Here is a 23,830-nt window from a genome sequence, read left to right as displayed (position 1 = left end):
GCGCCCGGTGTGGCGGCCCGCGCGGCGCAAGCTAAGCCAGAACACCCCCGCTGGTTTCGGCCCGCCCCATTACCTAAAGCCCGATGAGCCGCTCCTTCTCAACCGTCATTCTAGTCATTATTCGCCAGCCGCAGGGCTGAAAGTGCCTTCTTGCCTGCCCGCAATTAGCCTTTCTCAGCCCCGTGCTTGGAAAGGCTTTTTCTGCTTTTTCCTCGGTCATCCATCCCTCAGTACTCCCTACATGTATTTCGACAGCAGCACCCTCGTCTTCCTCGACGGGGACTTTATGCCCGCCGAGCAAGCCACCTGCGGGGCCTACGCGCAATCGTTGCACTACGGCTACGCCGTATTCGAAGGCATCCGGGCCTATGCCACGCCCGGCGGCACGCGCATTTTCAAGGCCCGCGAGCACTACGAGCGGCTGCACTATTCCTGCCAGGCCATTGGCCTGCCGCTGAGCTACTCGGTGGAGGAGCTCACCGAAATTAGCTACGAGCTACTGGCCAAAAATAACCTCTCGGACGCCTACATCCGGCCGCTGGCCTACGCCGCCACCCCGCACATGACCCTCACCGCGCCCGCTACCGGCAACCTGCTCATGGCCGTGTGGCACTGGGGCAAGTACCTCGGCAACCAGAGCCTGCGCCTCACCATCTCGCCCTACGAACGGCCCAACCCTAAGGCCGTGCCCATCGAGGCCAAGGTATCGGGCCACTACGCCAACTCCATCATTGCCAGTTCCGAGGCCAAGGGCCGCGGCTTCGACGAAGCCCTGCTGCTGGATATGAACGGCTACGTGGCCGAAGGGCCCGGCGCCAACTTCTTTGTGGAAAAAGATGGCGCCTTGTTCACCGCGCCCGGCGGCAGCATTCTGCGCGGCATCACCCGCAACACCATCATCGACCTGGCCCGGGAAGCCGGCATCTCGGTCACCGAGCGCTTCTTCCGGCCCGAGGAGCTGCGCGGCGCCACCGGCGCTTTCATGACGGGCACCGCCGCCGAGGTCATCGGCGTGGCCTCCGTGGATGACGTCGTGTTTGAAACACCCTTTGAGCAAACGCTGGGTGCCCAACTGGCCGCGAGCTACAGCGCGCTGGTCACGGGCCAGCGGGAGCCCGTGGCAGTAGCGGTTTAAAACGGCACTTGGAAAAAGCGAAAAATTCTAACTCATGGTCCTCAACAAATACAGCCGCATCTACACCCAGGACGACAGCCTGCCGGCCTCGCAAGCCATGCTCATCGGAGCGGGCTTGTCGGAGGACGACTTGCGCAAGCCGTTTGTGGGCGTGTGCTCCACGGGCTTTGAGGGCAACACCTGCAACATGCACCTCGACGGCCTGGCCAACGAGGTGAAGCGCGGCCTGGCAGCCCAGGGCCTGGTGGGGCTGCGCTTTAACACCATCGGCGTGAGCGACGGCATCACCAATGGCACGCCGGGCATGCGCTACTCGCTGGTGTCGCGCGAAATCATCGCCGACTCCATCGAGGCCATGGCCGGAGCGCACAATTACGACGCCCTGGCCTGCGTGGTAGGCTGCGACAAGAACATGCCCGGCGCGCTCATCGCCATGGCCCGGCTCAACCGCCCGGCCCTGATGGTGTACGGCGGCACCATCAAGGGCGGCAGCTTCAAGGGCCAGCAGCTCAACATCGTGTCGTGCTTCGAAGCCTATGGCCAGAAGCTGCGCGGCCAGCTTTCGCAGGAAGATTACCGCGGCATCATCAACAATGCCTGCCCCGGGCCCGGGCCTGCGGCGGCATGTACACCGCCAATACCATGGCCGCCGCCATCGAGACGCTGGGCATGTCGGTGCCGTTTTCGGCCTCGTCCACGGCCGTTAGCGCTTCCAAAATGCAGGAATGCCTCGACACCGGCCACTACCTGCGCCTGTTGCTGGAGCGCGACATCAAGCCCCGCGACATACTGGTGCGCGAAGCTTTCGAGAATGCCATGGTGGTAACCACCGTGCTCGGCGGCTCTACCAATGCCGTGATTCACCTCATGGCCATTGCCGATGCCGCCGGGGTGAAGCTCACGCTGGCCGACTTCCAGGCCATCAGCAACCGGGTGCCGGTGCTAGCCGATTTGAAGCCCAGCGGCAAGTGTTTGATGGAAGACCTCTCCGCCCTGGGCGGCGTGCCCGCCGTGCTGAAAACCCTGCTCAACGAAGGCCTGATTACCGGCGATACCCTCACCGTAACCGGCCAGACCCTGGCCGAAAACCTCGCCGATATCCGGCCCCTGGGTGCTGAGCAGGACCTGTTGCGCCCCAGCTCAAATCCACTCAAGGGAGACGGCCACATTCAGATTCTCTACGGCAATCTGGCCCCGGATGGCGCGGTTGCCAAGATTTCGGGCAAAGAGGGCGAGCAGTTTGCCGGCCCGGCCATCGTTTTCGACTCCGAGGAAGCGATAAATGAAGGCCTGGCTCAAGGCCTGGTAAAGGCCGGCCACGTGGTGGTAATTCGTTACGTGGGCCCCAAGGGCGGCCCAGGCATGCCCGAAATGCTCAAGCCAACCTCGGCCATCATGGGCGCTGGCCTGGGCGATAAAGTGGCCCTGCTCACCGATGGCCGCTTTTCGGGCGGTACGCACGGCTTCGTTATCGGCCACGTCTGCCCCGAAGCCTACGACGGCGGCCCCATTGCCCTGGTCGAAAACGGCGACTGGATAGTGCTCGATGCCAGCAAAAACACTATCGACGTGCACGTGGATGCGACCGTGCTGCAGGCCCGCCGCGAACAGTGGCGCCCACCCGCGCCCAATGCCGCCCGCGGCGTGCTGCGCAAGTACATCTGCACCGTGGGCAGCGCCAGCACCGGCTGTATTACAGACCAGTAGGGTGCGGGGCTTGACCCCGCCCGTTATCCGGGCTGTCTTAGCGATTTCGTCCAATGACGGGCGGGGGCAAGCCCCGCACCCTACTGCATTAACCTCAAATTTTCACTGCCATGAGCACGCAAGCCCAACCCGTACTGGAGGCCCTCACAGCCGAAACCCGCGAAATCTCCGGGGCCGAAGTGCTTCTGCGCGGGCTGCTGGCCGAAGGCGTCGACACCATTTTCGGGTATCCGGGCGGGGCCATTCTGCCCATCTACGATGCCCTGTACGACTTCAAGGAGGAGCTGAACCACGTGCTGGTGCGGCACGAGCAGGGCGGCATTCACGCCGGGCAGGGCTACGCCCGCGCTTCGGGCAAAGTGGGGGTGGTGTTTGCCACCAGCGGCCCGGGCGCTACCAACCTGATTACGGGCCTGGCCGATGCCCAGATTGACAGCACGCCGCTGGTGTGCATCACGGGGCAGGTGTTTGCGCACTTGCTGGGCTCCGATGCCTTTCAGGAAACCGATGTCATCAACATCACGGCCCCGGTCACGAAGTGGAACTACCAGATTACCGAGGCCAGTGAAATTCCCGGTATCCTGGCCAAGGCCTTCTACATTGCCCGTAGCGGCCGGCCCGGGCCGGTATTGATTGACATCACCAAAAACGCGCAGGCTCGACAAGATTCCTTTTGCCGGCTACGAGCCCTGCACGCACATTCGCAGCTATCGGCCCGCGCCGGTGGTGCGGCCGCAGGCCGTGACCCAGGCCGCCGACCTCATCAACCAGGCCCAGCGGCCGCTGGTGCTCTGGGGGCAGGGCGTGGTGCTGGGTGGCGCCGAGCGAGAGTTTCAGACTTTCATCGAAAAAAGCGGCATTCCCGCGGCCTGGACCATCCTCGGGGCCGGGGTGCTGCCCGCAGACCACCCCCTGAACGTGGGCATGCTGGGCATGCACGGCAACTACGGCCCCAACGTGCTCACCAACGAATGCGACGTGCTGATTGCCATCGGCATGCGCTTCGACGACCGGGTGACCGGCCGCCTCGACAAGTACGCCCGCCAAGCCCAGGTGATTCACCTCGACATCGACCCCAGCGAAATCGACAAGAACGTGGCCACCACCGTGGCCGTGTGGGGCGACTGCAAGCAAACCCTGCCCATGCTCACACGGCAGGTGGCCGAGCGCACGCACCCGGCCTGGCAGCAGCGGTTTGCCGAGTTCCAGGCCGAGGAAGTGGACGTGGTAATCCGCGAAGCACTGTTTCCGACTTCGGGCGAGCTCACCATGGGCGAGGTCGTGCAGCAGCTCAACGAGCTGACCCAGGGCGAAGCCATTTTGGTAACCGACGTGGGCCAGCACCAAATGGTGACCTGCCGCTACGCTCGGCTCAACGAGTCGCGCCGGCACATCACCAGCGGGGGCTGGGCACCATGGGCTTCGCGCTGCCGGCGGCCATCGGGGCCAAGTTTGGGCAGCCGACGCGCACGGTGGTGGCCATCATCGGCGACGGCGGCGTGCAGATGACCATTCAGGAGTTGGGCACGCTCATGCAAACCGGCATTGCCGTGAAAATCATCGTGCTCAACAACCAGTTTCTGGGCATGGTGCGGCAGTGGCAGGAGCTGTTCAGCGCCCGGCGCTACTCCTTTGTCGACATCCAAAGCCCTGATTACGTGACCGTGGCGCGGGGCTACCGCATAGAAGGCCAAAGCGTGTCGGACCGCGCTACGCTCGGGCCCGCGCTGCAGGCCATGCTGGCGCACCCCGGCTCCTACATGCTGGAGGTGATGGTGGCCCAGGAACAAAACATCTTCCCCATGGTGCCGCAGGGCTGCAGCGTGAGTGAAATCCGGCTCAAGTAGGGGCCAGTTTCCATCGCAGCATCACGGCCTTAATCAAAACTCACACATGGAACGCCAGGAGTACAACATCACGGCCTACACCGAAAACCACATCGGCCTGCTCAACCGAATTGCCATCATCTTTTCGCGCCGCAAAATCAACATCGAGAGCCTGAACACCTCGCCGTCGGAGATTGAGGGCATTCATCGCTTCAACATCGTCATCACCGAAGCCGAGGAAGTGGTACGCAAAATATGCCGCCAGATTGAGAAGCAGGTAGAAGTGCTAAAAGTGTACTACAACACCAACGACGAGGTGATTTGGCAGGAAATGGCGCTCTACAAAGTGCCCACCGACATCATCGCCGAACGGGCTTTGGTGGAGCGGCTGCTGCGTGAAAACGGCGCCAGGGCCGTGGTTATCCGCAAGGATTACACGGTGTTTGAAACCACCGGCCACCGCCAGGAAACCGACAACCTGATTCGGGTGCTGGAGCCGTTTGGCCTCATCGAATTCGTGCGCAGCGCCCGCATCGCCATCATTAAGGCCAGCGACGGCTTCCACCTCAAGCTGAACGAATTTGAGGAAACAGAGCCCAGCGACGAAGTCATCGAAAACGAATACCTCAACGACCGCGACGGCGTGTTCGCGATGTGATGTAGCGCGGACTTTTAGTCCGCGTCCGAACGACATTCTTTAACCCATGCGCGGACTTAAAGTCCACGCTACCAAACCCCACTAACCATGGCACAAATCAATTTTGGCGGCATCGATGAAAACGTAGTCACCCGCGACGAATTCCCCTTGGCAAAAGCGCTGGAAGTGCTGCAGGACGACACCATTGCCGTCATCGGTTACGGCGTGCAGGGCCCCGGCCAGGCGCTGAACATGCGCGACAACGGCTTCAACGTCATCGTGGGTCAGCGGCAGGGCACGGCCTCCTGGGACAGGGCCATCAAGGATGGTTGGGTGGAGGGCGAAACGCTGTTTTCGCTGGAGGAAGCGGCCGAGCGCGGCACCATCGTGTGCAACCTGCTCTCCGATGCCGGCCAGATTGCGCTGTGGCCCATGCTAAGGGAGCGCCTCACGCCGGGCAAAACGCTGTACTTCTCGCACGGCTTCGGCATCACGTTCAACGACCAGACGGGCATCATCCCGCCCGCTGATGTGGACGTGATTCTGGTGGCGCCCAAGGGCAGCGGCACCAGCCTGCGGCGCCTGTTTCAGGCCGGGGGCGGGCTCAATTCCTCCTTTGCCGTGTTCCAGGATGCCACCGGACATGCTTATGAAAAGGCCGTGGCCATGGGCATCGGCGTTGGCTCGGGCTACCTGTTCGAAACCGACTTCAAGAAGGAAGTGTACTCCGACCTCACCGGCGAGCGCGGCGTGCTGATGGGCGCCCTGGCCGGCATCATCGAGGCCCAGTACCAGGTGCTGCGCCAGCGTGGCCACTCGCCCTCCGAGGCCTTCAACGAAACCGTGGAGGAACTTACCCAGAGCCTGGTGCCACTTGTAGGCGAAAACGGCATGGACTGGATGTTTGCCAACTGCTCCGTAACAGCGCAACGCGGCGCCCTGGACTGGAAAGGCCGCTTCCGCGAAGCCACCCTGCCGGTGCTCAACGAGCTCTACGACAGCGTAGCCAGCGGCGAAGAAGCCCGCCGCACCATCGAGCGGGGCAGCACGCCCAACTACCGCTCGGAACTGGAAGCGGAGCTGAAAGAAGTGGGCGACTCCGAGCTGTGGCAGACCGGCGCCACCGTGCGCCGCCTGCGCTCCAAAGCCGCTGAAAAGGTAGAAGAGTTGGGCTAATCAGAACGACGCAGAGACGTGATACTTCGCGTCCTGGCGTCGAACGACCAGCAACAGATGTCATGCTGAGCGCAGCCGAAGCATCTCGCGTGCAGCAGTAATCCAGATGATTGCAACGAAGCTGGCGAGATGCTTCGGCTGCGCTCAGCATGACATTTTTTAATCCCAATTCTATGGAAAACGCCACCGCAGCACCGCCCGTTGTCACGCTGAAAAACGTGGCGCGGGCCGCCCGCAATCTCAAGGGCGTTATCTCCAAAACGCCGCTGCTGCTCAACCTGGGCCTTTCGCGGACTTACGAGGCCAACGTGTACCTCAAGCGGGAAGACCTGCAGGTGGTGCGCTCCTACAAAATCCGGGGCGCTTACCACAAAATGACCGGCCTTACCGCCGACGAAGGCGCCTGCAATGTGGTGTGCGCCAGCGCCGGCAACCACGCCCAGGGCGTGGCCTACGCCTGCCGCCTGCTGGGGCTGAAAGGCTACATCTTCATGCCCGCCCAAACGCCGGCCCAGAAAGTGGATAAGGTGCGCCTGTTCGGCAAGGAGCAGGTGGAGGTGATTCTAACCGGCAGCACCTTCGACGACACCTTTAAAACGGCTAAGGAATTCTGCGACGAGCGCGGCAGCACCTTCGTGCATCCCTTCGACGACCTAGCCATTGTGGAGGGCCAGGCCACCGTGGGGCTGGAAATCCTGAAGGCCGCAACTGCGCCGATTGACTATTGCTTTATGGCCATTGGCGGCGGCGGGCTGGCCTCGGGCGTGGGCAGCGTATTCCGCCAGGCTGAGCCCGCACACCAAATTAATTGGGGTGCAGCCGCTGGGGGCGCCCTCCATGCAGCGGTCCATTGCGGCCGGGCAGCGGCAGGCCCTGAGCCAGATTGAGAGCTTCGTGGATGGCGCGGCCGTGAAATGCCCGGGCGAGCTCACCTTCGAGCTGTGCCGCGAGCTGCTCGACGACGTGGTGCTGGTGCCCGAAGGCCAGGTGTGCCTCGACCTGCTAAAGATGTACAACGAGGAAGGCATTGTGCTGGAGCCGGCCGGGACGCTCTGCATCTCGGCCCTGCACCAGTACGCCGACCAGATTAAGGGCAAAAACGTGGTGTGCGTGGTCAGCGGCAGCAACAACGACATCACCCGGATGGAGGACATCAAGGAGCGCGCCACCCGCTACCAGGGCCGGAAGCACTACTTTATGGTGACGTTTGACCAGCGGCCCGGGGCCTTGCGCCGCTTCGTCAACCGCGTGCTGCAACCCGACGACGACATCATTCACTTCCAGTACATCAAGAAAAACAACAAGGAAAAAGGCCCCGTTTTCGTGGGAATTGAGCTGCAGCAGCCGGGCGAGGTAGGCAGCATGCAGGCGCGCATGCTGGCCGAGGGCTTCGCCTACGAATACCTCAACGACAAGCCCGATTTCCTGAGCCTGCTGGTGTAGGAACGCGCCTTGGTGCGTTCAATCGTGGAACAATTGGGCTGCAGAGAAGCCACCAGTTTAGGTAAAGCGCACGGCGCGGTTGCCGAACACGCCAAGGCACGTTCCTAAAAGACAAAAAGTCTGGAGTTGCGCGATTAGCTATTGTATTCATTGTTTTGATAACTTATTGATAATAAGCGGTTGCTGTTAGGTTGTTGCTGGTTTAGAAATAGTAAGCGGTTGAAAAATTGGTTTTCCGGCCAGGAGCGGAGCGGTGTACTTGCGGGCAGTATTGAGCGCCTAAAGCCGCTATTCTCATGGCCATTCAGAAAATCCAAATCTTTGACACCACCCTGCGCGACGGCGAACAAGTGCCGGGCTGCAAGCTGAACCGCGACGAGAAACTCGTCATTGCCCGGCAGCTGGAGCTACTAGGGGTGGACGTGATAGAGGCGGGATTTCCGGTGTCGAGCCCGGGCGATTTTGAAGCCGTGCGCGCCATTGCGGCCCAAACCCGCGAGGCTACCGTCTGTGGCCTCTCGCGGGCCGTGGAGAACGACATTCGCGTGGCCGCCGATGCCTTGAAATATGCGCGCTATCCGCGCATTCATACCGGCATTGGCACTTCTGATTCGCACATTCGCTACAAGCTCTGCAGCACCCCCGAGGACGTGCTGGCCCGCGCCGTGGCCGCCGTCAAGCTGGCCAAGTCGTTTGTGGAAGACGTGGAATTCTACGCCGAAGACGCCGGCCGCACCGACAACGTCTTCCTGGCCCGCGTGTGCGAAGCCGCGATTCGGGCCGGGGCCACGGTGCTCAACATTCCTGATACTACCGGCTACTGCCTGCCCGAGGAGTACGGCGCCAAAATCAAGTATTTGGTCGAAAACGTGACGGGCATTCACGCCGTGACGCTCTCCACGCACTGCCACAACGACCTCGGTTTGGCCACGGCCAACTCGATTGCTGGCGTTATGAACGGTGCCCGCCAGATTGAGTGCACCATCAACGGGGTAGGGGAGCGGGCCGGCAACACCGCCCTTGAAGAAGTGGTGATGATACTGCGCCAGCACCCTTACCTGCAGCTCGATACTGGCATCACCACGCCGCTGCTGGCCGAAACCTCGGCCATGGTGTCGCACCTGATGAGCATGCCCGTGCAAGCCAACAAGGCCGTGGTGGGCGCCAACGCGTTTTCGCACTCCAGCGGCATCCACCAGGACGGCGTCATCAAGCACCGCGAAACCTACGAAATCATGAACCCGCGCGACGTAGGCGTGGCCGATTCGTCGATTGTGCTCACGGCCCGCTCCGGCCGCGCCGCGCTAGCCTACCGCCTCCAGAAAATCGGCTACGACTTCGACCGGCACTCCTTGAACAAGGCCTATGCCTCCTTCCTGCAGCTGGCCGACCGCCAGAAAGAGGTGGTCGACCACGACCTGCACGTGCTGGTGGAGCAAGAGCAATTGGTGAATGCCGGCTAACCAAAGAACGTCATGCTGAGCTTGTCGAAGCATCTCGCCCGCTTCGTTGAGTTAACTAGGATTACTACTGCGGGCGAGATGCTTCGACAAGCTCAGCATGACCGTTTTTAATAAAGACACTTCAATAATGGGCAAGTCCTTATTCGACAAAATCTGGGAGGCGCACGTGGTGAAAGCCATTCCCGGCGGGCTGGAGGTCTTTTACATTGACCGCCACCTGATTCACGAGGTCACGAGTCCGCAGGCGTTTGACGAGCCTGCGCGAGCGAGGCTTGCCGCTGCTGCGCCCGGCCCAAATAGTAGCCACGGCCGACCACAACGTGCCCACCCGCAACCAGCACCTGCCCATCCAGGACCCCATTTCCCGCTCGCAGGTTGATAAGCTCACCGAGAACTGCGCCAGCTTCGGGGTGGAGCTGTTTGGGCTTGGGCACCAAAACCAGGGCATTGTGCACGTCATCGGGCCGGAGCTGGGGCTCACGCAGCCGGGCATGACCATCGTGTGCGGCGACAGCCACACCTCCACGCATGGCGCTTTCGGGGCCATTGCGTTCGGCATCGGCACCAGCCAGGTGACGCAGGTAATGGCCACTCAATGCCTGCTCCTGAGCCGGCCCAAGCGCATGCGCATCACGGTGGATGGCGAGCTGCGGCCCGGCGTCACGGCCAAGGACTTGATTCTGCACGTCATCGCCCAGGCTCGGCACGGGCGGTGCCACGGGCTACTTCGTGGAGTATGCCGGCAGCGCCATTCGCGCCCTGAGCATGGAAGGCCGGATGACGGTCTGCAACATGAGCATCGAAATGGGCGCTCGCGGCGGCCTCATTGCGCCCGATGCCACCACGTTTGCCTACCTGCAGGGCCGCCGCTACGCGCCGCAGGGCGAGCGCTGGGAACAAGCGCTCGCCTACTGGCAAACCTTGTATTCGGACGAAGACGCCGAATTTGAAGCCGAGCTGACGTTTGATGCCGCGGACATCGCGCCGATGATTACCTACGGCACCAACCCCGGCATGGGCATTGCCCTTACCGGCCACATTCCAGCCCAAGTAGCGGCCGGCGAGGCGGCCAGCTTCGACAAGTCGCTGCAGTACATGGGCTTTCAGCCGGGCGAGTCGCTGCTGGGCAAGGAAATCAATTACGTCTTCATCGGCAGCTGCACTAACTCGCGCATCGAGGATTTGCGGGCGGTGGCGGCCTACGTGCAGGGCAAGCACAAGGCCGCCCACGTGGAGGCCATCATCGTGCCCGGCTCCAAATCGGTGGAGCAGCAAGCCATTGCCGAAGGGCTCGACAAGATTTTAGCCCAAGCCGGCTTCGAGCCTGCGCGAGCCTGGCTGCAGCGCCTGCCTGGCCATGAACGACGACAAAATCCCCGCCGGCGCCTACTGCGTGTCGACCTCCAACCGCAACTTCGAAGGGCGGCAGGGGCCGGGGCGCGCACGCTGCTGGCCAGCCCGCTGGTGGCCGCCATCACGGCCGTGGAAGGCCGGCTGGTCGACATCACCAAGTACCTCAACTAATTGGAAACGCCCATTGCCTGAGCGCCATGAAGACTTTTTCCGACCCGCCCGACCGCCCGAATAAGCCGATAGACTGGATAAGCTACGCCACGCAGGCTGCTACGCCAAGCCGAGCACGACGGCCTGTTCCACTTCTCCGCTTACGCCGCATTGCCCCACCCCGCCCCAGCTTCTCATGGACCAATTTCAGACCCTGCGCTCGACGGCCGTCCCTCTGCCGCTCGAGAACATTGACACCGACCAGATTATCCCGGCGCGTTTCCTGAAGTCGACCACCCGGGAAGGCTTCGGGGCCAACCTGTTCGCCGACTGGCGCTACGCCGCCGACGGCCAGCCCAAGCACGGGTTTGTGCTCAACGACTCGCGCTACCACGGCCAGATTCTGCTGGCGGGCCAAAACTTCGGCTGCGGCTCCAGCCGCGAGCACGCCGCGTGGGCGCTGTACGATGCCGGTTTTAAGGTGGTTATCTCCAGCTATTTCGCCGATATTTTCCGGGGCAATGCCCTGAATACCGGCCTGCTGCCGCTACAGGTCACCGAAGAAGTGCTTCGCAGCCTGGTTACGCGGGTCACGCATTACCCCAACACCCAGCTCATTGTGGACTTGCCGGCCCAGACGCTCACCGTGCCCGTGTGGGACGAAAGCTTTGGCTTCGAGCCGGACCCCTACAAGAAAGAGTGCCTGATAAACGGCTACGACGACATTGACTATTTATTGAGCCAGCAGGCTGCCATCTCCACCTACGAACAACAGCGCCCATGGACTTATTAAACGACCGAATCAGCAAACGAATCGTGGTGCTGCCCGGCGACGGCATCGGGCCGGAAGTGTGCGGCGAGGCCGTGCGCGTGCTCAAGGCCGTGGCCGAGCGGTTTGGCCACCACTTCCATTTCGACTACCACCTGATGGGTGCGGGCGCCATCGACGCCACCGGCTCGCCGCTGCCCGAGGCCACCCTGGCAGCCTGCCACCGGGCCGATGCCGTGCTGCTCGGCGCCATCGGCGACCCCAAGTACGACAACAATCCGGCCGCCAAAGTCCGCCCCGAGCAGGGCCTGCTGCAGTTGCGCAAAAGCCTGGGGTTGTACGCTAATATCCGCCCCGTCACGGCCTACGAGCAGCTGCTGGAATTCTCGCCGCTCCGGCCCGACCGCATCGCGGGCACCGACCTGCTCATTTTCCGGGAGCTGACCGGCGGCGTGTACTTCGGCGAAAAAGGCCGCACGGCCGATGGCACCGCCTACGACAATTGCACCTACCACCCGGACGAAATTGCCCGCATTGCCCACCGCGCCTTCCGGGCCGCGCAGGGCCGGCGCCGGCAGCTCACGCTGGTGGACAAAGCCAATGTGCTGGAAACCTCCCGGCTCTGGCGCGAGGTCGTGCAAGCCATCGCCCCGGAGTACCCCGACGTGGCCATGGACTACCTGTTTGTCGACAACGCGGCCATGCAGCTCATCCTCAACCCGCGGCAGTTCGACGTCATCCTGACCGAGAACATGTTCGGCGACATCCTCTCCGACGAGGCTTCGGTCATTGCCGGGTCGCTGGGCTTGCTGCCCTCGGCGTCCGTGGGCGACGGGGTAGCGCTGTTCGAGCCCATCCACGGTTCGTACCCGCAGGCCAAGGGCAAAGGCATTGCCAACCCCATTGCCACCATCCTCTCGGCCGCCATGATGCTCGACCATTTTGGGATGCCCGAAGAGGCCCAGGCCGTGCGCGACGCCGTGGACAACGCCCTGAACGAGCGGGTGCTCACGCCCGAGTTGAACGCCTCGGTGCCCTACACCACCGAGCAGGTGGGCAGCTTCGTGGCCTACGGCGTACTCGATTTGCTGGACTGCCACCTGCACCACAGCAACATCGCCTTCGGCAAAATCACCATTATTTAAGCGTTGCCTACACCATTTTTCTCCTTATGGTGGGATTAAAGAGACAAAGGCATAAGCCTGGTGTACTTACAGGGTAAGAAGCAAAAGGGTGGACCGCCGAAAGCGGTCCACCCTTTTGCTTTTGTGCTCAATTTTTACTGGAAACCCAGGAGTCCCGGTTGGCCAAGCCTCTAGACCCAAATATTGGGGTTAGTGGGCTTCTTCTTCGGCTGAGATGGCCGCGGGCCCTTCGGGCAGATTGAGCAGCGGGCCCAGAAGCAGGGCGTTGGTAAACAGGCGGGACGTGCCGTGCCAGTAATGGCGGAAGTTGGGGTCGTCGGCGAAGAGCACCACGCGCCCAGCGCCAGCTTTGCTCACCACCACGGCCGCCGAGTTGCTGATTTGCCGCAGGTTGGCCTGCGAGACGTAGCCACTCACCAGGGGTTTGGCGGTATACTGGGCCACGGTAGCGTAGGGGTTGCGGCTGGGTCGCAGGAACGTGGTGCCGTTGCGGAACACGTACAGGCGCCGGCTGCTGAGCCCGAAGCCGATGGGATTGGTGATGTCGATGTCGGCCAGGTAAATTGAGCCGGCAATGGCGCGCGTGCCCTCCTGCTCTTGTTCTACGAAATCGGCGCGGCGGCTACCGGTGGCCTTGCCTTTGGCGGCAGCCGTGGTATCAGCCCAACCCGCATTGGCCGTCACCAGCAGCTTTTCTTTCACGATGCCCTGCTTGATGGCCCATTCCGAGGCGTTTTTCAGGGTAATGAGCGTGCCGCCGTCCTGCACCCAGCGGCGCAGTTTTTCCACGGCAGCTTTGTCCAGGCCGGTGTAGGAGCCGCCTACCAGCACGATGCTGGTGTAGCGGCCCAGCGGCGCGCGGCCGAAGTTGCTCAGCTCAATCCGGCTCAGGGGCAGGCCCAGGCTGCTGGCTGGCCACAAACCAGGCCTCGCCTACTTCGGAGGCGTTGGTACCGTTGCCCACGAGCAGGGCGGCTTTGGCTTCCGGCACCGTGCGCACATTGTTGGAGCCCAGGTCGATGCCACCCACGCTAAAGCCGGTGGTCACGCTGGTAAAGGCCACCTGGTTCTGCCGGCTTATCCGGCTCACCATCTGGAAAACGGAGTCGGCCGATTGCTTCTGGGCGGCCACGGGAATCACCAGCGTGCCGTACCCGAAATCGACGGGGTGGTCGGCGGACCCGGCGCGGAAGGGCTTGAAGCTGACCTTGGCCACGAGGCCGGCACGCTGCAGGGCCGTGAGGGCACGGGGGCATTGTAGTCCGACCACGGCAGCAGGTAGGCGTAGCTGCTCTGGCCGCCACGCACTTCGCCGGTCAACATTTTCGGCGCTTGCACGGCGGCGCCCTGCACTAGATTGGCGTTTTTCTGCTTGGAAACGGCCAGCCCATAGGCGTGGGCCTGGCTCCAGCCCGTCACGTCGTAGAACACGCTGTCGTGAAAGGTGGTGAGCTCCTCAAAAAGGGAGTTGACAATGCGGTACTGAGGCTGGGCGGTGGGCACCACGTAGGCCTTGCCCTTCTCGAAGCTTTGCTTGTCGAGGGTCACGTTTTTGCCCAATTCATGCACTTGTACCTTGTGCTGGAGCAGCACGGCCAGAAATTTATTGGTCAGCGTCGCGTCCTGGGCATTGCCAAACACATAGGCCTTGGTGGGAAACTTCTTCGCCTCACTCAGAGCCGAGGTGAAGAAGTCACGCTGGTGGCGCAGGTAGAGCTCCTTTTCTTCCACGGCCCCGCGCACGGTGGCCAGACCGGTGGCCACGTGGTTGCGGATAGTGAAGGGGAACGTCACCACGCCGTTGGTGCCTTCCTGGGCCAATCCGCGCGAACTGCCCACCTCAAACGTGATGCCCACGCCACCCTCAAAATCGGGGTAGGTTGAGCCGTAGATGGGGGAAAGGTTGTCGAACTGCTCCTTGGTCCAGTACAGCGAGCCCAGGTTGTCCAGCGCCTTAGCGAAGTGCTTGGCCATGTGCACGTTCAGCACCTCGTAGGTGGCCCGCGGGATGAGGTCGTTTTCGGTGCTGAAGGGCTTGGAGGGCTCGAAGTAGTAGGTGCCGTTGGTGCCCATTTCGTGAAAGTCTATCATCACGTTGGGGTACCACTCGTGAAAGAACGCCATGCGCGCCCGGCTCTCGGGCTGGGTCAGCGACAGCCAGTCGCGGTTCAGGTCGGTGTAGAAGTGGTTGGTGCGGCCGCCGGGCCAGGCCTCGGTGTGCTCGCGGTCGAGCGGGTCGGTGGGGTTGGGCCACGACTTGTTCTGGTCGAACCAATGCGAGGCGCGGTCCCGGCCGTCGGGGTTTTCCAGCGGGTCGACGGTAACGACGGATTGCTGCAGCCACTGCTGCGTTTCGGGGCTGGTGGAGGCCGTGAGGTAGTAGGCCAGTAGTAGCGCCGCTTCCGAGGAGCTGCTTTCGTTGCCGTGCACCCCAAAGTTGAGGCTCACCACCACCGGCAGCTTGCCGTAGTTGGGCGCCGGCAGCTTGGGGTCGTGCAGAGCCCGGCGGTCCTGCTGCAGTTGGGCCAGATTCTGCTGGTTTTCGGGCGTGGTGATGGTGGCCACCACCTGCGGCCGCTCCTCGAACGTTTTGCCCAACACCCGTAAACTCACCCGGTCCGACACCCGGTCCAACTCGCGCAGGTAGGCCACGATTTGGTCCGTGCGGGTGTAGTGCGAGCCAATCGGGTAGCCCAGGAACTGTTCCGGCGTAGGCACCTTGGGGTCGAAGCTGCTCGCTTGGGCTCCCGGGAAAAAGTAGCTGTTCTGAGCCATGGCCGGTACCGCTTGGCCTAGACTCAAGGTTAGAAGAGCAGCGGAAATGTATGTTTTGAACATGGGTATTTGATTTGAGAGATGGTGGCGGCTACGTCAGCTGGTGGAACCTCACCCCGGCCCCTCTCCAAAAGAGAGGGAGTCTGATGATTCAGGCATCCACGGAGTATAGCAATGCCGCCGTGGCTCCCCTCTCTTTTGGAGAGGGGCCGGGGGTGAGGTTCTGTCACTGGCAAGACAGCCCATTTAGTAGCCAGGATTCTGCTCGAGGTCCGGGTCGGCTACCAAGTCGTTGAAAGGAATGGGGAACACCCAGCGGCGCTGGTCCGTGACGCCAAGCACGGTGCCGGCCCGACCGGTGCGCACGAGGTCAAACCAGCGGTCGGCCTCGAAGGCAAACTCCACCTTTCGCTCGTTTTCAATAGCCAGCAGTAGCTGCTCGGCCGTGGTTGCGGTGGTGGGGCCCACACCAGCCCGGGTACGCACCGTATTGAGGTCGGCAATGGCTTCGGGCAGCTTGGCCTGACGGGCGCGGGCTTCGGCCCGGATGAGGTACTGCTCGGCCAGGCGCAGCACGTAGCTCGGGTCGTCGCGCTGGGCCGAACGGCTGTAGAGGTTGCCGTAGGTGACGGTAGCGCCGGCAATGACCGTGCTGGCCAGCAAGGCCGAGCGGCTGCCGCCCACCGCGGGGTCGTTGAGCTGGGAAATGGCGGCCGGCACGGGCTGGAAGTTAAACTGCCCACCCAGGGCGCTGGGAAACCAGTTGTTCCACATGCTGTTGGCGTCGGAGTTGCTGAACGTCAGCTCAAACACCGATTCCTGGCTCAGGAAAGGCGCCGTGGAAAATGCCCGATAGGGCGTTACGAGGCGGTAGTTGGCGCTGCCGATTACCTGCGTGGCGTAGGTTTCGGCCTCGGCATACTGCTGGCGATAGAGATGCAGACGGGCGCGTAGGGCGCGGGCGGCGGCCTTCACCGCGCGGTTGCGGGTGGTGGCGTCGGGCAGCAGGGTTTCGGCCTGGGTAAGGTCGGCCAGCACTTGGTCGTAGGTCTGGGCGCGGGTGCTGCGCTTCAGGCCCTGGCCGTTTTCCTTGCTGCGGGTGGGTGTGAGCACCAGCGGCACGCCGCCCCAGCCGCGGCCCAGGTCGAAGTACACCAGCGCCCGCAGGAAGTGGGCCTCGCCCAGCGCCTGGTTTTTCTCGGCGGCGGGCAGCAGCGGGTCGTTGATGCCGGGCAGGGCGGCAATGAGGTTGTTGGCCCCGTTTACGGCCTGGTACATCTGGGTCCAGGCTTCGGTAATCAGCACGTTGTCGGCGCTGAGCTGGTTCTGGTCGATTTGCAGAAACTGGTTGAGCGTGCCGTTGAAGCGCACGTTCTCGCCGGGCAAGAAGCCCAGCACCGGCCAGTTGAGCTGATAGTAGGCCTGCACCCGGTCGTAGGTGCCGATGGCGGCGGCTCGGGCGCTGCCGGCGTCGGTGATGGCTTTGTCGTCGGGCAGCTGCTGCACCGGCGTGGGCTCCAGCAGGTCGGAGCAGGCGCCGAGGCCGAGCGTGGCGGTGGCTACCTGGGCGACCAGAAATAAGCGAAAGAGGGACTGTTTCATCGGAAGTAAGGGCTTAGAATCCGACCGTGACGCCCACCTGCAGGGTGCGCGGCTGGGGCACCGTGGCCCAGTCGAAGTTTTTGGTGTTGCTCACGCCGCTCTGCGAGTTTACTTCCGGGTCGAGGCCGGAATAAGGCGTGATGGTGAAGAGGTTGGCCGCCTGCACGTACACGCGCAGCGAGTTCAGATGCGCTTTGGCGGTGGTGGCGGCGGGCACGGTGTAGCCCAGCGTGAGGGTACGCAGGCGCACGAAGGAGCCGTCCTCGAGGTACCGGTCGCTCAGGTTTTGTACCACGCCGCCGTAGTTGTTGCTGCTGGCGTTGGTGGTCAGGCGCGGGATGTCGGTCACATCGCCCGGCCGCTGCCAGCGCTCGAGCCTGCTCGCTCAGGTAGCCGATATTGCTCTGGGTGCCGCCGTGCACGAGGAAGAAGCGGTTCATGTTCATGATTTTGGCACCCTGCTCGAAGTTCAGCGTGAAGCCAAAATCGAGGCCCTTGTAAGTGATGGAGTTAGTGACTCCGCCGAAGTAGTCGGGCCAGGCGTTGCCCACGAGCTTGCGGTCAGCCACGGTGAGCTGGCCGTCGCCGTTCACGTCTTCGTACTCGGCGTTGCCGCTTTCGGGGTTCACACGGGTTTGGTGGTACAGCCAGAAGGAGTAGAGCGAGGCGCCTTCTTCCAGCCGGAAAATGTCGCGCGAGCCCGTGGTGATGGGGGCGGCCAGCTTCTCAATCTTGTTCACGTTGCGGGCGATGTTCACGGTGGTGCTCCACTGCAGCGCGCCCTTGGGCAGCCAGTTGGCCGTGGCCTGGGCTTCAAAGCCTTTGTTGCTCACGGCGCCGTAGTTTTCTACCAGCGACGAGAAGCCGGTTTTGCGCGGCACCGGCACGTTCAGCAGCAGGCCCGAGGTGTACTTGTCGTAGTAATTGAGCTCCAGCACCAAGCGGTTTTGCAGCACGCCGGCGTCCAGGCCCACGTTCCACTGCCGGGTCGATTCCCAGCTCAGGTTGGGGTTGGCCAGCTGCAGCGGGCTGGTGCCCGGCAGGTCGAGGTAGTTGGCGCCGCCCTGCACCAAACCCAGCGCCGCAAAGTCGCTGATGCCTGCCTGGTTGCCGGTTTTGCCCAGGCTGGCCCGCAGCTTCAGCTCCTGGAAAACGCCGAGGTCCTGGATGAAGCTTTCCTCGCCCAGGCGCCAGCCCAGGCCCACGGCCGGGAAGTAGCCCCAGCGGTTCTCGCTGCCAAATCGGGAGGATGCGTCGGCCCGCACGCTCACGTCGGCCGTGTAGCGCTCCTTGAAGCTATAAGTAGCTTTACCGAAAAACGACACCAGCCCAGCCTGCGAGCGCGACGAGCCTGCCCGTCTGAGTGGCGGCCGAAGCAATGGTGGTCAGGTCGTTGCCGGGGAACTGCTGCCCTGCCAGGGTAGTGCGCTGGAAGGTGTTGCGCTGCAAGGTGTTGCCCACCAGGGCCTGCAGCAAATGGTCTTGGCCGAAGTTGACGCTGTAGTTAAGCGTCTGCTCGTTGAGCAGGGTGATGTCGCGGGAGAGAAACGACGAGGCCGTGCCGCGCGGCTGCCCGGCCAGAATCAGGGTGTTGTTGAAGTTGTTCTCGTACATGTCGTTGAAGTCGATGCTCCAACTGCTGCGAAACGTCAGGTTTTTGGCAAACTGGTAGGTGCCGTACACGTTCGAGATGACGCGCGAGCCCACCGCATCGTTGTTCAGGTTGTTGATGAGGGCCAGGTGGTTGTCAAACGAGCCGTACTTGGCATAGGAGCCGTCGGGGTTGTACACCGGCAGGTTGGCGCGCGTGAACAGGGCCGAGTTGATGACACCCACCGGGTTGTTGTCGTTGCTGCTAACGTTGCGGTGCGTGCGGCTCAGGGCCGTGCTCGTGCCGATGCGCAGCTTGTCCGTCACCGAGTTATCGAGGTTGACGCGCAGCGAGAACCGGTCGAAGGCGCTGGGCTTGGCCACCGATTCCTGGGTGAAATAGCCCGCCCCGATGTAAAACTGGGTTTTGGCCGAGCCCCCGGCCGCCGACAGCTCGTAGCTGTGCGTCTGGGCCGGGCGAAACACGTCGCTGAGCCGGTCGAAGGTTGGCTGCTCTTCGGGCAAGCCGCGCCCACCGGAAGCCACCGAGCGGTAGGGCACCAGCGCCGGGTTGCCGCCGTCGTTGATAAACCGCTCATTCTCTAGCGTTGCCAATTCCGGCCCGCTGGCCAGTTGGTACTGCTTGGGTGCTTTGGAGAGGGCGTGGTAGGTGTTGAAGGTAATGCGGGTTTTGTCGCCGGCCTTGCCCCGCTTGGTGGTGATGAGCACCACGCCGTTGGCGCCGCGCGAGCCGTAAATCGCCGTCGCGTTGGCGTCCTTCAGAATTTCCATGCTCTCGATGTCCTGCGGGTTCAGGTCGGCCAGCGGGTTGCTCGACACCTGGTTGCCCAAGCCCGTCGCAATCAGGTTGGTGTTGTTGATGAACACGCCGTCGACCACGTAGAGTGGGTCGTTGCTGGCGTTCACCGAGTTACTGCCCCGAATGCGGATAAATACGCCGCCGCCCGGCACGCCCGAGTTGGCCGATACCTGTACGCCGGGCGCTTTGCCCTGCAGCAGCTGGTCGGGGCTGGCGGCCGGAATGTTCTTCAAATCTTCCCCTTTACCGAGCTGATGGCGCTGGTCAGAGTCTTGCGGTTTTGCTCGCTGTAGCCCGTCACCACCACTTCCGAGAGCTCCTGCAAATCGGGGGCGAGGTCTACGGTAAGCGCGCCGGCCGTGGCAGCCAGCTCCTTGCGAGCATAGCCCACAAAGCTGAAAACCAGGGCGCTGCCCGGGGCGGCAGGGAGCGAGAATTGGCCATTTGCGTCGGTGGTGGTGCCGACGGTGGTGCCTTTGGCCATCACCGTCACGCCCGGCAAAGGGGTGTGGCTGGCGGCGTCGGTCACGGTGCCGCTCACGAGCGGGGCCGGGTCCGATTGGGCATAACTAGTGACGGAGGCCCCTCCCCACAGCAGTAGGAAGAGCGTCCGCCGGAGCGTACGGGTATACATAAAAACTTGATGTTGAGGTGGAGGGCCCGGCGTAGGCCGCTACCAAGCGGCTTAGAGGTGGGATGGGAAGGCCCGAATCGAGGGGAGGGCTGGGCCAATGCGCCGCAGTCGCCGGGGCCCCTCCGGTGCACCTGGAGGAGGGTTGCGGTTGCGTCGTTCCGCGGTTGAGCTGGGCCACCGTTTGTGCACAACGGCGCCCGGCCCCAAAGCCGCAGCAATGCCCAGAAAGAGAAAGTTGGTCAGCGCCCCGCTCTTGGGAGGACGCCAAAAGGCTGGCATGAAGCCGCCGCGCGGGCACGATGGCCCCTGCAGCACCCGGCTATGGCTTAGCCGCGGGAGCCCTTACGGCCGGCAGGAAAATGTAACAGCTGATTCAGCTCAACAACCCCGGCCGGCCTACCGCATGCAGACGGCAGCACTCGACATACAACAACACCCATGCTGCACAGCAAAAGAGGTGGTCGAAACAGCGGGGAGGGGACGCGAAAAGTCCATGGCTTTTGTTTTTATATGGTCAGGACTTGGCACCGTTTCAAGGGGTTAGCCTCGTTGGTTGCCGGCGTTTCGTCGAGCCTGTCTCTCCACGCCTCTGTATAAAAACAATTCTTTGTTCTGAAGGAATTGTAATGGCAAATGTAAAGCAGCCGGTTTTTGAAATGCTAATTCAAACCCTAAACTTTTTTGGCTGCAGGTTTTACAAAGCATCAGGCTTTACGATGAAAACTACGTGAAAAAGCGCATTAACGCTCACCATTCTCATTATTATGCCTAGCGGCAGCCCAACGGTTGACTAATAAAAAACAACCAAAACTTGTTTCGCTTTGGTTGTCCAAGACAGCTAATTCCTTCGGGAAATGGTTCGTAAGTCCTTTTGTAAAAGAGCTACACTTGGTTACTGCCCCGTGTTGCGACTGCGTGTGCACTACTGATATCTTCTATTTGCGTTTTGAACCGCGGCTGTTGCAGAAATGGTGACCGGTTAGGCTACCGGTTCGTAGCAGGAGGATGAAAAGCAGATTTGTGACTCGCTTTCGGCTTTCCGAGCGGGTTCCGTGCCATAACCTGTATTACCGGCTAGCCGAGCTAAAGTCTGTGGACAGTCAGCGCAACCAATCGAGTGCTGCCAGCAGGTGGGCAGTAGCTAAAAAAGACACAGCTGTTTTCTCGTAGCGCGTGGCAAAGCCCCTTGCCTCTTTGAGCCGGCCGAAAAAGCGCTCTATTTTGTTGCGGTCAGCGTACAGATTCCGGTCGTAGTCGCGCTGGTCCAGCCGGGTGGATTTGGGTGGAATAACGGGCACCGCGTGCTGGTCGGCGATGCTTTTCAGCACGTTGTTGGTGTCGTAGGCCTTGTCGCATACGACCGCGCCCGGCGACTGGGCCAAGGCCGCCAGCAGCCCGGGCAGTTGCGGGCTGTCGGCGCTCTCGGCCGGGGTCAGGGCCAGGTGCAGGCAATTGCCCAGCGCGTCGACTACGGTGTGGACCTTGGTGCCGAAGCCGCCGCGGCTGCGCCCGAGGCATTCGGTGCGCGCCGTGCTTTTTGGCCCGCTGCGGCTTTGTGCGCCTTGACGGTGTTGGAATCGACCAGCACTCATTCGTAATCCGGTTCCTGGACGGCGCGAAAAACCGCTTCCCAGACCCCAGCCAACGCCCAGCGCCGAAACCGCCGGGCAACGGTGTTCCACTGGCCAAACCGAGCGGGCCGGTCGCGCCAGGGAATCCCGGTGCGGGTGCGGTAAAAAACAGCGGTGACAAAGAGGCGGTTATCGCGGCCGGTACCGCCGCTACTCCCCGGCTGGCCCAGCGTGTGCGGTGCAATCCATTCCCATTCCCTGTCGCTTAATTCGTGGCGGCGCATCCTCAAAAATAACGCCCCCACTGTCCACAGACTTTAGGTCAATAAATGCATGGCCGCCCGTTTACCCTTTCTTCGTCCCGCCCCGGCTGCGAATCCGCGAGAGGAACTCCTCGCTCATGCCCAGGTAGGAGGCAATGACGTACTGCGGGAGCCGCTGCACCACGGCCGGGTAGGTGGCCCGGAAGTCCTCGTACCGCTCTTCGGCCGTGCGGGTCAGGGCCGAGGTCAGGCGGCGCTGGTGGTAGGCGGCGGCCCGCTCGGCCTGGAGTCGAAACAGGGTTTCGAAGCGGCGGCTGCGCTGCATGAGGCGCTGCTCGGTGGCGTAATTCAGCTGCAGGACGGTGCTGTCTTCGAGGGCCACCACGTACATCGTGGCGGGGAGCTGGGAGTGGTAGCTGGCCAGGTCGGTAATCCACCAGTCGTCAATGGCAAAATGGAGGGTGTGCTCCACCCCCGCCGGGTCGACGACGTACGCGCGGAAAGCACCCTGCAGCTCGTAAAGGCGGTGGTCGGCCACTACCCCCGGCTGCACCATCAGCTCGCGTTTCGGGACGTGGCGAAGCGTAAAGGCCGCAGTGAGTTCGGCCAGTTCGTCGGCGTTCATCGCCGGTAGCTGTCGCAGGATGTGCTGTTGGAATAGAGTAACCTCCATGCAGTTTGTTTGAAAAGAAGGGCTTGATAACCTGACAGCTAGTGCGCTAGTTGCCCCAGGCAGTTAACGGATAGTTGCCACGGCTTCAAATTACAGCCTTGTTGGGTTCAAGGACCGGCTGCATTTTGAGGCGTAGGGCAGAACCAAAACGAGCGGACCAGAAGGTTCGCTCGTTTTGGTTTTAGCACGTGCCAGGGTAGTTGGACTCTTCAGACCGCCTTGCGGAAAGACAGCGGGGTGCTGCCGGTGTGCTTCTTGAAGAAGTTGTTGAAGTAGGACGCGTATTCGAAGCCGAGTCTTTGGGCGATTTCGGCCACGTCCCAATTGGTGTGGTGCAGCAGGGCCTTGGCTTCGCCGATGATGCGGTCGGCAATGTGGCTGGTGGTGGGCTTGCCGGTGACCTCCTTCACGGAACGGTTGAGGTGGTTGACGTGAATGGCGAGGCGGTCGGCGAAGTCCTGGGCCGACTTCAAGGGCAGGGCTTGCTGCGGGCTCTCGATGGGAAAGAGGCGCTCGAGCAAGTCCAGGAACAGCGAGGTGATGCGGGAGGAGGCGTTTTTGTGCTGGAAAAACGTCTCGGTGGGCTGCATGCGCAGGGCTTCGTGGATGAGCAGCTGAAGGTAGGTGTGAATCAGGTCATTTTTGAAGTGGTAGTCGGCGCCCTGCTCGGTCAGTATCTTTTCGAAGATGCCGGTGAGGTAAACCGTTTGGCCGGCGCTGAGCTTGAAGACGGGCGTGCCCCCGATTTGAAACAGGGGTGATTGCTGCAGGCTCTCGGACCGGTCGGTGGCTTTGACCAATTCCTCGGTAAACAGGCAGGCATACCCGGTTTGCGTGGCCGAGAGCAGTTCGGTGGAGTAGGGAATGTGCGGGTTGGCGAAGAACAGGCAGGTGCCGGTGAGCTCGATGCTCTTGTCGGCGTAGTGCAGGATGCTCTCGCCGGTGAGCAGGGCCACCTTGTAGAAGTCGCGCCGGGCATAGGTGGGCACGGGGTTGACGGACGTATCGACGGCGTAGGCTTTAAAGCCTTTCAGCTTGAGGTCACTGGTGTTGACTTCGGCCGCGGTGGCCACCATGGGGTTGCTCATGGATTGGGGG

The 23,830-nt window shown here is 62.2% G+C and carries 20 protein-coding genes, 5 pseudogenes and 1 riboswitch; of the genes and pseudogenes, 14 read left to right on the top strand and 11 right to left on the bottom strand.

Features of this window, described 5'->3' with window-relative positions; translation table 11 throughout:
• Nucleotides 1–241 precede the first annotated feature (241 nt).
• The 14 genes and pseudogenes from ACFQT0_RS18145 (at nt 242) to leuB (ending at nt 12,804) form a co-directional block, all read left to right on the top strand.
• A complete protein-coding gene (locus ACFQT0_RS18145; RefSeq protein WP_380204571.1) occupies nt 242–1,135 on the top strand; it encodes a branched-chain amino acid transaminase in 894 nt (297 codons plus the stop codon).
• 34 nt (nt 1,136–1,169) lie between these two features.
• A pseudogene (locus tag ACFQT0_RS31705) lies at nt 1,170–2,164 on the top strand (dihydroxy-acid dehydratase domain-containing protein); the annotation flags it as partial.
• Entirely contained in the window at nt 2,138–2,842 is a 705-nt protein-coding gene (locus tag ACFQT0_RS31700; protein ID WP_449272093.1) for a hypothetical protein, read from the top strand. The pseudogene ACFQT0_RS31705 and the gene ACFQT0_RS31700, both read left to right, overlap by 27 nt.
• 110 nt (nt 2,843–2,952) lie before the next feature.
• A pseudogene (ilvB, locus tag ACFQT0_RS18135) lies at nt 2,953–4,689 on the top strand (biosynthetic-type acetolactate synthase large subunit).
• Between the two features lie 46 nt (nt 4,690–4,735).
• Nucleotides 4,736–5,326 carry an acetolactate synthase small subunit gene (gene ilvN, locus ACFQT0_RS18130; protein WP_380204569.1) on the top strand — a complete coding sequence of 197 codons (591 nt, stop codon included), beginning with the start codon at nt 4,736–4,738 and terminating at the stop codon, nt 5,324–5,326.
• Between the two features lie 87 nt (nt 5,327–5,413).
• Nucleotides 5,414–6,481, top strand: coding sequence for a ketol-acid reductoisomerase (gene ilvC, locus ACFQT0_RS18125; RefSeq protein ID WP_380204567.1), 1,068 nt, complete (start codon nt 5,414–5,416; stop codon nt 6,479–6,481).
• Nucleotides 6,482–6,630: 149 nt separating this feature from the next.
• Nucleotides 6,631–7,924 (top strand): annotated as a pseudogene (gene ilvA / locus ACFQT0_RS18120) (threonine ammonia-lyase IlvA).
• A 296-nt stretch (nt 7,925–8,220) separates the two neighbouring features.
• A complete protein-coding gene (locus tag ACFQT0_RS18115) occupies nt 8,221–9,387 on the top strand; it encodes a 2-isopropylmalate synthase (protein ID WP_380204566.1) in 1,167 nt (388 codons plus the stop codon).
• A gap of 97 nt (nt 9,388–9,484) precedes the next feature.
• Nucleotides 9,485–9,766 carry an aconitase family protein gene (locus ACFQT0_RS18110; protein WP_380204564.1) on the top strand — a complete coding sequence of 94 codons (282 nt, stop codon included), beginning with the start codon at nt 9,485–9,487 and terminating at the stop codon, nt 9,764–9,766.
• Nucleotides 9,708–10,040 (top strand): annotated as a pseudogene (locus ACFQT0_RS18105) (aconitase family protein); the annotation flags it as partial. The gene ACFQT0_RS18110 and the pseudogene ACFQT0_RS18105, both read left to right, overlap by 59 nt.
• Before the next feature lie 112 nt (nt 10,041–10,152).
• Nucleotides 10,153–10,818: pseudogene (locus tag ACFQT0_RS18100) on the top strand (aconitase family protein); the annotation flags it as partial.
• On the top strand, nt 10,745–10,975 hold the full coding sequence (locus ACFQT0_RS18095) for a hypothetical protein (RefSeq protein ID WP_380204563.1): 231 nt from the start codon (nt 10,745–10,747) through the stop codon (nt 10,973–10,975). The pseudogene ACFQT0_RS18100 and the gene ACFQT0_RS18095, both read left to right, overlap by 74 nt.
• Nucleotides 10,976–11,086: 111 nt before the next feature.
• Nucleotides 11,087–11,683 carry a 3-isopropylmalate dehydratase small subunit gene (gene leuD, locus ACFQT0_RS18090; protein ID WP_380204562.1) on the top strand — a complete coding sequence of 199 codons (597 nt, stop codon included), beginning with the start codon at nt 11,087–11,089 and terminating at the stop codon, nt 11,681–11,683.
• A gap of 8 nt (nt 11,684–11,691) precedes the next feature.
• On the top strand, nt 11,692–12,804 hold the full coding sequence (gene leuB, locus ACFQT0_RS18085) for a 3-isopropylmalate dehydrogenase (protein WP_380206072.1): 1,113 nt from the start codon (nt 11,692–11,694) through the stop codon (nt 12,802–12,804).
• A gap of 189 nt (nt 12,805–12,993) precedes the next feature.
• Here leuB and ACFQT0_RS18080 read toward each other — a convergent pair whose 3' ends face one another.
• The 11 genes from ACFQT0_RS18080 to ACFQT0_RS18030 form a co-directional block, all read right to left on the bottom strand.
• Complete coding sequence (locus ACFQT0_RS18080) at nt 12,994–13,725, bottom strand: hypothetical protein (RefSeq protein WP_380204561.1); 732 nt, start codon at nt 13,723–13,725, stop codon at nt 12,994–12,996.
• A complete protein-coding gene (locus tag ACFQT0_RS18075) occupies nt 13,682–13,945 on the bottom strand; it encodes a hypothetical protein (protein WP_380204560.1) in 264 nt (87 codons plus the stop codon). Before ACFQT0_RS18075 ends, ACFQT0_RS18080 begins: the two co-directional genes overlap by 44 nt.
• On the bottom strand, nt 13,942–15,579 hold the full coding sequence (locus tag ACFQT0_RS18070; protein WP_380204559.1) for a M14 family zinc carboxypeptidase: 1,638 nt from the start codon (nt 15,577–15,579) through the stop codon (nt 13,942–13,944). The genes ACFQT0_RS18075 and ACFQT0_RS18070 overlap by 4 nt, the downstream gene beginning before the upstream one ends.
• 246 nt (nt 15,580–15,825) lie before the next feature.
• Nucleotides 15,826–17,181, bottom strand: a complete 1,356-nt coding sequence (locus tag ACFQT0_RS18065) for a RagB/SusD family nutrient uptake outer membrane protein (protein WP_380204558.1) — start codon at nt 17,179–17,181, stop codon at nt 15,826–15,828.
• Nucleotides 17,178–18,506 carry a TonB-dependent receptor domain-containing protein gene (locus ACFQT0_RS18060; RefSeq protein ID WP_380204556.1) on the bottom strand — a complete coding sequence of 443 codons (1,329 nt, stop codon included), beginning with the start codon at nt 18,504–18,506 and terminating at the stop codon, nt 17,178–17,180. Before ACFQT0_RS18060 ends, ACFQT0_RS18065 begins: the two co-directional genes overlap by 4 nt.
• Nucleotides 18,490–19,824 (bottom strand): TonB-dependent receptor plug domain-containing protein, encoded by a 1,335-nt coding sequence (locus ACFQT0_RS18055; protein WP_380204555.1) that lies wholly within the window; start codon nt 19,822–19,824, stop codon nt 18,490–18,492. The genes ACFQT0_RS18060 and ACFQT0_RS18055 overlap by 17 nt, the downstream gene beginning before the upstream one ends.
• A complete protein-coding gene (locus ACFQT0_RS18050; RefSeq protein WP_380204554.1) occupies nt 19,821–20,225 on the bottom strand; it encodes a carboxypeptidase-like regulatory domain-containing protein in 405 nt (134 codons plus the stop codon). Before ACFQT0_RS18050 ends, ACFQT0_RS18055 begins: the two co-directional genes overlap by 4 nt.
• Nucleotides 20,226–20,728: 503 nt before the next feature.
• Nucleotides 20,729–20,825, bottom strand: a riboswitch (SAM riboswitch).
• Between the two features lie 500 nt (nt 20,826–21,325).
• Nucleotides 21,326–21,817 carry an IS5 family transposase gene (locus tag ACFQT0_RS18045; RefSeq protein ID WP_380204553.1) on the bottom strand — a complete coding sequence of 164 codons (492 nt, stop codon included), beginning with the start codon at nt 21,815–21,817 and terminating at the stop codon, nt 21,326–21,328.
• Nucleotides 21,814–22,080, bottom strand: coding sequence for a transposase (locus ACFQT0_RS18040; protein ID WP_380204552.1), 267 nt, complete (start codon nt 22,078–22,080; stop codon nt 21,814–21,816). The genes ACFQT0_RS18045 and ACFQT0_RS18040 overlap by 4 nt, the downstream gene beginning before the upstream one ends.
• 61 nt (nt 22,081–22,141) lie before the next feature.
• Nucleotides 22,142–22,732: a Crp/Fnr family transcriptional regulator gene (locus tag ACFQT0_RS18035; protein ID WP_380204551.1), complete on the bottom strand. Its 591-nt coding sequence runs from the start codon at nt 22,730–22,732 to the stop codon at nt 22,142–22,144.
• A 209-nt stretch (nt 22,733–22,941) separates the two neighbouring features.
• Entirely contained in the window at nt 22,942–23,820 is an 879-nt protein-coding gene (locus ACFQT0_RS18030; RefSeq protein WP_380204550.1) for a helix-turn-helix domain-containing protein, read from the bottom strand.
• Nucleotides 23,821–23,830: the final 10 nt, after the last annotated feature.

The organism is Hymenobacter humi, from assembly GCF_042665855.1.
GTDB classification, from domain to species: domain Bacteria; phylum Bacteroidota; class Bacteroidia; order Cytophagales; family Hymenobacteraceae; genus Hymenobacter; species Hymenobacter humi.
The sequence above is the reverse complement of the archived record's forward strand: the minus strand, read 5'-3'. Positions and strand labels throughout refer to the sequence as shown.

What these genes read in the sequence shown, in the direction of transcription:
- ACFQT0_RS18145 (WP_380204571.1), top strand. Translation starts at nt 242, where the DNA reads ATGTATTTCGACAGCAGCACCCTCGTCTTCCTCGACGGGGACTTTATG.
- ilvN (WP_380204569.1), top strand. Translation starts at nt 4,736, where the DNA reads ATGGAACGCCAGGAGTACAACATCACGGCCTACACCGAAAACCACATC.
- ilvC (WP_380204567.1), top strand. Translation starts at nt 5,414, where the DNA reads ATGGCACAAATCAATTTTGGCGGCATCGATGAAAACGTAGTCACCCGC.
- ACFQT0_RS18115 (WP_380204566.1), top strand. Translation starts at nt 8,221, where the DNA reads ATGGCCATTCAGAAAATCCAAATCTTTGACACCACCCTGCGCGACGGC.
- ACFQT0_RS18110 (WP_380204564.1), top strand. Translation starts at nt 9,485, where the DNA reads ATGACCGTTTTTAATAAAGACACTTCAATAATGGGCAAGTCCTTATTC.
- ACFQT0_RS18095 (WP_380204563.1), top strand. Translation starts at nt 10,745, where the DNA reads ATGAACGACGACAAAATCCCCGCCGGCGCCTACTGCGTGTCGACCTCC.
- leuD (WP_380204562.1), top strand. Translation starts at nt 11,087, where the DNA reads ATGGACCAATTTCAGACCCTGCGCTCGACGGCCGTCCCTCTGCCGCTC.
- ACFQT0_RS18070 (WP_380204559.1), bottom strand. Translation starts at nt 15,579, where the DNA reads ATGGCTCAGAACAGCTACTTTTTCCCGGGAGCCCAAGCGAGCAGCTTC.
- ACFQT0_RS18065 (WP_380204558.1), bottom strand. Translation starts at nt 17,181, where the DNA reads ATGAAACAGTCCCTCTTTCGCTTATTTCTGGTCGCCCAGGTAGCCACC.
- ACFQT0_RS18050 (WP_380204554.1), bottom strand. Translation starts at nt 20,225, where the DNA reads ATGTATACCCGTACGCTCCGGCGGACGCTCTTCCTACTGCTGTGGGGA.
- ACFQT0_RS18045 (WP_380204553.1), bottom strand. Translation starts at nt 21,817, where the DNA reads ATGAGTGCTGGTCGATTCCAACACCGTCAAGGCGCACAAAGCCGCAGC.
- ACFQT0_RS18040 (WP_380204552.1), bottom strand. Translation starts at nt 22,080, where the DNA reads ATGCGCCGCCACGAATTAAGCGACAGGGAATGGGAATGGATTGCACCG.
- ACFQT0_RS18035 (WP_380204551.1), bottom strand. Translation starts at nt 22,732, where the DNA reads ATGGAGGTTACTCTATTCCAACAGCACATCCTGCGACAGCTACCGGCG.
- ACFQT0_RS18030 (WP_380204550.1), bottom strand. Translation starts at nt 23,820, where the DNA reads ATGAGCAACCCCATGGTGGCCACCGCGGCCGAAGTCAACACCAGTGAC.